Raw genomic sequence first — 209 nt, forward strand, 5'->3', positions numbered from 1 at the left:
ACCTTGGCCAGCACCCGTTCGAGACGCTGGGCGTACTGCGAGGGCTCGGTCGCCGTGGTGTCCACGGTTGGCGATGCGGCGGCCTTGGCCTTCGCCTTGGCCTTGCCGCGCGGTGGCTCGTTGGCGGCGGATTCGGGCTCGGCCTGCGCCCGGGCCTGCTGCGTGGTGGCCATCTCGATGACCTTGCGCAGCAGCACCATCAGGTCGGG

General features: G+C 71.3%; 1 protein-coding gene. It reads right to left on the bottom strand.

Annotation, left to right across the window (positions count from 1 at the left end; translation table 11 throughout):
• Positions 1-209, bottom strand: a 209-nt coding sequence (locus OEB96_RS00030; protein ID WP_266213325.1) for a hypothetical protein, incomplete at both ends; no start/stop codon positions are given.

Source organism: Paraliomyxa miuraensis (assembly GCF_026337845.1).
GTDB classification, from domain to species: domain Bacteria; phylum Myxococcota_A; class Polyangia; order Nannocystales; family Nannocystaceae; genus Paraliomyxa; species Paraliomyxa miuraensis.